This window comes from Rathayibacter sp. AY1C1, assembly GCF_002932105.1.
GTDB lineage: Bacteria > Actinomycetota > Actinomycetes > Actinomycetales > Microbacteriaceae > Rathayibacter.
The window spans coordinates 1-4,905 of sequence record NZ_PSWH01000067.1 but is presented as its reverse complement, the minus strand read 5'-3'; the positions used below and the strand labels follow the sequence as shown (position 1 = coordinate 4,905).

The following is a 4,905-nucleotide window of genomic DNA, read 5'->3' as shown; positions in this document are numbered from 1 at the left end:
GCGAGTGAAAACCAATTGAGTGGAGTCGGCGGAGGGACGGCTCTCTCGGGCGAAATAAGGGAGCATGCGACCGCGTCCGAGAGAGACGGCACGCAGCCGACGGAGCGAGATAGGTTGAAACCGCGGAGAGGTGAAGAATCTCAATCAGGTTGTCAACAGCGCCGCAGGCTCCTCCGGCCGGCTCCGTCCGGCAGGGCGTAGCCGGCTCCTTGGGCAACCCCCGTGCCCGTCTGCTGAGTAGCGTGGGCGCATGGAACGCGACTTCTTGGTTCGACCGGCCCGGCCAGCCGATGCGGAAGCGATGGCGTTGGTACATGTCGCGTCCTGGCGAGACACCTACCGCGGAACCCTGGTGTCAGACGATGTCCTCGATGCTCCCGACCTGCTCGAATCAAGGGAACGATTCTGGATCGGTGCTCTGACAGACGAGCGATGGGCCGACATTCGAGTCGCCGTTGCGGAACGCGAGGGCGTCATCTTCGGCATTGCGATGTCGAATCCCACCGAGGGTGAGGAATGGACGTGGCACTTGAACGTCCTCTACGTCGCAATGGAACACCACGGAACCGGAGCAGGCGAGGCTCTCTTGAACGCAGTGATCGATCCTGGCGAGCCCGCAGCGCTCTGGGTCGGGGACCCCGTTCCGCGGGCGCAGGCGTTCTACCGCAAGAGCGGGTTCGCCCCCACTGGGACCGTCAAGATCGAAGGCGGCATCAGAGAGATCCGCATGGTCCGCCCGGCGTCCTGACCCGCGACCTTGGTGTCGGCGGTGACGACCAGCTCGACCGGGGAGAGCGCGTAACCCCAGGCCGCGAGCTTTTGCTCGTGTTCGCCTCCTCACCTTCGGTCCGGCCGCGAGGGGCGTCCCCCTCGCGCTCCCCTTCGGGCGAAACGGCGGCGTGCGCCCAGCCGGTCCAATGGACGTAGTAGAGGGTGCTGCCGTAATCGAGATTCCCGGACGTGATTTGCATTTCGCGGTCCTCCACCTCCGTCTCCGCGTGGTTCGTCGAGTGAGGCAGAATCGATTGACTGGCGGTCGGTGCTGGTGCTTCCCGGGGGGATGAATGGGCTCCAGCAGCGCAAGATCGCTCCCCGCCTCCTTACGGGTGCTTCGCGTACTCGGCCAGGTGCTCTTGATCCTGGTGGTGGTCGCGGCGCTCCTGCTGCAGTTCGTGGCGTCCCTCCCGACTCTGGGCAGGGTCCTCGGGGACTGCTTCAGTCCGGGATACGTCCCCGCCGAGGCGTACTGGTACGCCGTAGCCATCGTCGTCATCGCTACAGGCGTGTGGGTCGCCTCTGAGAGGAACCGGGCGACTGGCCACTCAAGAGCTCTGGCTTTCACTCTTCTCACGGTCGGCATTCTGGGCGCAGCGGTGTTCACGTTCGTTGCGTTCTTAGGCGCTGCGTTCTGGGAGATGGCACGCGAAAACGACAACCTCTCCTCCGCCGATGGATGGGGTCAATTTGGCGTTTTCGTTGCGGCCTATGCGACCCCGGCGTTCGCGCTGATCCTCGCCGCGAGCCTGATGCTCGTTCGGCGGAGGGCTGTACCAGTTGCGATACCCGTGCCGCCCATCACATTCCTCGCCGTCGTGATCGCGAGCCTGGCGTTCCAGATCATCCGATCCTCGGTCGTGTGCTGAGCAGGGCAGTGCGATTCCGTCCCCGAGGGGCCGCCCCTTACGGACCAGCGCTGTCTGCGCTCTGACTCGAGCAGTCCATATCGACTGCCGCGACGGCGCGCTGGTGCCGACGCCGGTCACGCCGTCTTGTGGAGGGAGGTGAGCAAGGGCTCGCCTCGCCTCCAATCCGCTCTTGACCTCGAACCCCTATCTTCCTATTCTTCGATCATGCCCAGACGGAAGCAGGGAGCTGTCCTCCCCCTCGAGCTCGACCTCTTGGACGCGCTCATCGACGTAGGCGAGCCGATGCACGGTTTCGCCCTTGCAGCTTTGCTCGCCACCGGCGACGGCCGCCCACTCACCGCGCACGGCACGCTCTACAAGGCGCTGGGCAGGATGCAGGAGCGCGGCCTGGTCTCGTCGTCGTGGGAGGACAAGGCGGAGGCGAATGCGCAGGGTCGCCCTCCGCGCCGCTGCTACGAGGTGACGGGCGAGGGACGCGCAGTTGCACATGCGGCCGCTGCCGCCCGACCGAGCGCCATCGGCCGCGCGGCCTTCATCGTGGGCGGAACGGCATGAGCGCCCGGTCGTCGGCGGCAGTACGCCGCTCAACAGGCGCTGCGCTGCGCTGGTGCCGCTTCTACACACGCGGGCTGGATCCGCATTTCGCTGTCGAGCGGGCGGATGAGATCGCCTCCGACCTCTTCGAGCACACCAGGTGGGCGCAGGAAGCAGAACAGGTTCCCGCCCGCACCGCTCATCAGATCAGGTCGCGCACCCTCCGGGGTGTCGGCTCGGATCTGCTGTGGCGCCGTGCCCGTCTGCACGAGGGCAGCGCGGATGTTCTATTCAACGCGCGGGTCGGGTCGCTCTCCACTGCACTCTGGGCGGTCGTGTTCGTGCTTGTTCTCGCCTCCGTCGTCTTCGGCGGGTGGGCGAGCATCCGCCTGGCCACCGAGAGCCCCATGCCGTTCGACACGGTGGCGCCGGTCTATGCGGCGACCGCCGCCGCCGCGCTCGCGCTGCTGCTACTCCTGCACCACCGGACACGGAGCGCCGGCGCCGTGCTGGGAGCAGTCGCCGTCTCCGTTCTTCCCACCATCGCCGTCGACGCGCTCTGGTACGTCAGCGCCACGGTCCCCGTGCTCGTGTCGTCCGTGTCCTCTCTCGATCTCGTTCTCCTTCTGCTGGGGAACGCGCAGGGACTCGTCCTGCTCGCGACAGTCCTCTGCTGGTCGATCGCACGGCGCCCGACTGAAAGCCAGGTGACGCTGTGACTGATCTCCGCCCTCGAGGCAGCACACGCCTTCGCGCCGCGATCGCCCTTGCCGCGGCAGGCCTGCTGCTCGCAGCAGGTTTCGGCGCCGTCCTTGTCGTCAACGCAACGTCGGCCGTTCAGGACTACGACGACGGCTACGCCGCCGCACGGGCAGCTAACCCGCCTGTGATCGCGGAAGACGTGTCCTCGTCGCCCGTTCCCTCGTCCGCGCCGGCCGCTCGAGAGCCGGGAATGCCGTTCGAGCAACCGACTCCGACCGCAGCCCCCGACGGGCACCGGTACGACCAGTGGGGTGCCCGCCTCTACGACGACTCCGATACACCGGATGACTTCACCTACCCGGCAAGCCTCGTCGGCGACGAGCTCACCAACGCTGTCTCCTGGGTCGATATGCAGCTGCGCATCGCCGCCTGCATGCGCGAGGAGGGCCACGATTACACCTTCCAGCTGTGGTGGGAACGCTCGCCCGAGAACCAGGGCTCCGGACTTCCGGCCGCGGACAGCGAGGCGTGGACCGCCCTCTACGGCACCAACCTCACTTCCACCGGCCCCTACGACTGGACCCAGGCCGGCTGCGACGGCCGAATCGTGCACGAGATGGGCAACGATGACGCGAACTGACCGCCCGACAGCCGAGCCCCAGGCAACTGACGAGGGCCAGGTATGACTGCCGCGGCTGGAGCTGGAGTGCTCTTGCCCGCCGCGATCGGGCTCGTCTGGATGGTCGTGATCAGGGACCCTAAGAGCACTGGTGTCCGTGCACGGCTGATCTGGGCGACAGCAAGCGTTATCGGCGTCATCGTCGTGGTGAGCCTCGCCGCTGACGCGTTCTCCCAGCCCACCACCGACCGTGATCCACTCAGCAGCGGAACCGTGTCCTTCGCTCCCCTCGTAGGCATGCTGCTCGCGGGCAGCGCCGCGGTGTCGGTCCTCGTCCTCACCGCCCTTCTCTTCCTGTCGGGGCCTCCACGCGAGTTCGGATCCACTGGTGATCCAAGAGAGCCTCGGTCGGAGGAAGACGCCCTGCGCATGCTGGGCGACGACTGGTGACGTCGACGGATCCGGCGGAGCTGCCGAGCACTCCCGAGGAGGAGCCGGCCAAGTCCTCGACAGGCCGGATCCCGGGCTTCCTCCTCGGCATCCTCGGAATCGTGCTCGTGGTTCTCGCTCTCTGCGCGAACTTCGTCGCAGGCCTTCGGGGAACGTGGCAACCAGACGAGGCGTGTCGCTTCGAAGACGGAGGCGCGGCGGATCGCTGGCTCTTCCCTGCGAGCGCACTCTGCTGGAACGGAGCGCAACTCGTTTCGGGCTACCTCACGCTATGCACTGTCGCTCTTGCGAGTGCAGGCGTTGGGCTGGTGTGCGCGACTCTCGCCCGCAGGGTCAGACGATCGTTCTGGGGTGCCCTGATGCTCGCATCGGCATTCACAGCCGGGATCCTGCTGGTCTCGTACGCCGTTCACCCGCTGCTACTCGCGAGCGGCGTAGGAGGCCACAACCAGCCCTAGACCCATGTGATCTACAGCGAGAGCTGCTGTAGCAGCGACGGTTTGGCGGGCCTTTGGGGCCAGCGACGGAGCTGCGCTTTCCTCAAAGGCACCGTCGGAGAGCGAAGGCGGATCGTAGGGTCGATCGTCTCGGAACATCGCCCAGATGACGTTCAGGCGGCGCCGCGCAAGAGCGAGAATCGCCTGCTTGTGCGACTTCCCCTCAGCGCGCTTACGGTCGTAGAACCCTCTCGATTCGGTCTTTTGCTGCACGCTGACCATCGCTGCGAGGTAGCAGGCGCGCAGCAGACGCCGGTCGTAGCGGCGTGGCCGGTGGTGATTGCTGCTGATCTTGCCCGAGTCGCGCGGCGCCGGGGCGAGGCCCGCAACGCCGGCGAGCCGGTCCGCGCTGACGTAGACGCTGAGGTCAGCGCCGGTCGATGCGAGGAACTCGGCCGCGAGCAGCGGACCGAAGCCCGGCATCGAGCGCAAGAGCTCAGCGGCACGGCTGGTCTCG

Annotated in this window: 6 protein-coding genes and 1 pseudogene; 6 read left to right on the top strand and 1 reads right to left on the bottom strand. The window is 66.8% G+C overall.

Features of this window, described 5'->3' with window-relative positions; translation table 11 throughout:
• The first annotated feature begins 250 nt into the window (after positions 1-250).
• The 6 genes from C5C71_RS17090 to C5C71_RS17065 all read left to right on the top strand — a co-directional run bounded on the left by C5C71_RS17090 (position 251) and on the right by C5C71_RS17065 (position 3,951).
• Positions 251-748, top strand: coding sequence for a GNAT family N-acetyltransferase (locus C5C71_RS17090; protein ID WP_219814210.1), 498 nt, complete (start codon positions 251-253; stop codon positions 746-748).
• Positions 749-1,127: 379 nt separating this feature from the next.
• Positions 1,128-1,643 carry a hypothetical protein gene (locus C5C71_RS17085; protein ID WP_146084523.1) on the top strand — a complete coding sequence of 172 codons (516 nt, stop codon included), beginning with the start codon at positions 1,128-1,130 and terminating at the stop codon, positions 1,641-1,643.
• A 207-nt stretch (positions 1,644-1,850) separates the two neighbouring features.
• Positions 1,851-2,201 (top strand): PadR family transcriptional regulator, encoded by a 351-nt coding sequence (locus tag C5C71_RS17080; protein WP_104261440.1) that lies wholly within the window; start codon positions 1,851-1,853, stop codon positions 2,199-2,201.
• Positions 2,198-2,899: a hypothetical protein gene (locus C5C71_RS17075; RefSeq protein ID WP_104247890.1), complete on the top strand. Its 702-nt coding sequence runs from the start codon at positions 2,198-2,200 to the stop codon at positions 2,897-2,899. Before C5C71_RS17080 ends, C5C71_RS17075 begins: the two co-directional genes overlap by 4 nt.
• Complete coding sequence (locus C5C71_RS17415; protein WP_146084522.1) at positions 2,896-3,522, top strand: hypothetical protein; 627 nt, start codon at positions 2,896-2,898, stop codon at positions 3,520-3,522. Before C5C71_RS17075 ends, C5C71_RS17415 begins: the two co-directional genes overlap by 4 nt.
• A gap of 66 nt (positions 3,523-3,588) precedes the next feature.
• Positions 3,589-3,951 (top strand): hypothetical protein, encoded by a 363-nt coding sequence (locus C5C71_RS17065; protein ID WP_104338171.1) that lies wholly within the window; start codon positions 3,589-3,591, stop codon positions 3,949-3,951.
• Between the two features lie 545 nt (positions 3,952-4,496).
• On the opposite strand, the pseudogene C5C71_RS17060 reads toward C5C71_RS17065, so the two are convergent.
• A pseudogene (locus C5C71_RS17060) lies at positions 4,497-4,905 on the bottom strand (transposase); the annotation flags it as partial.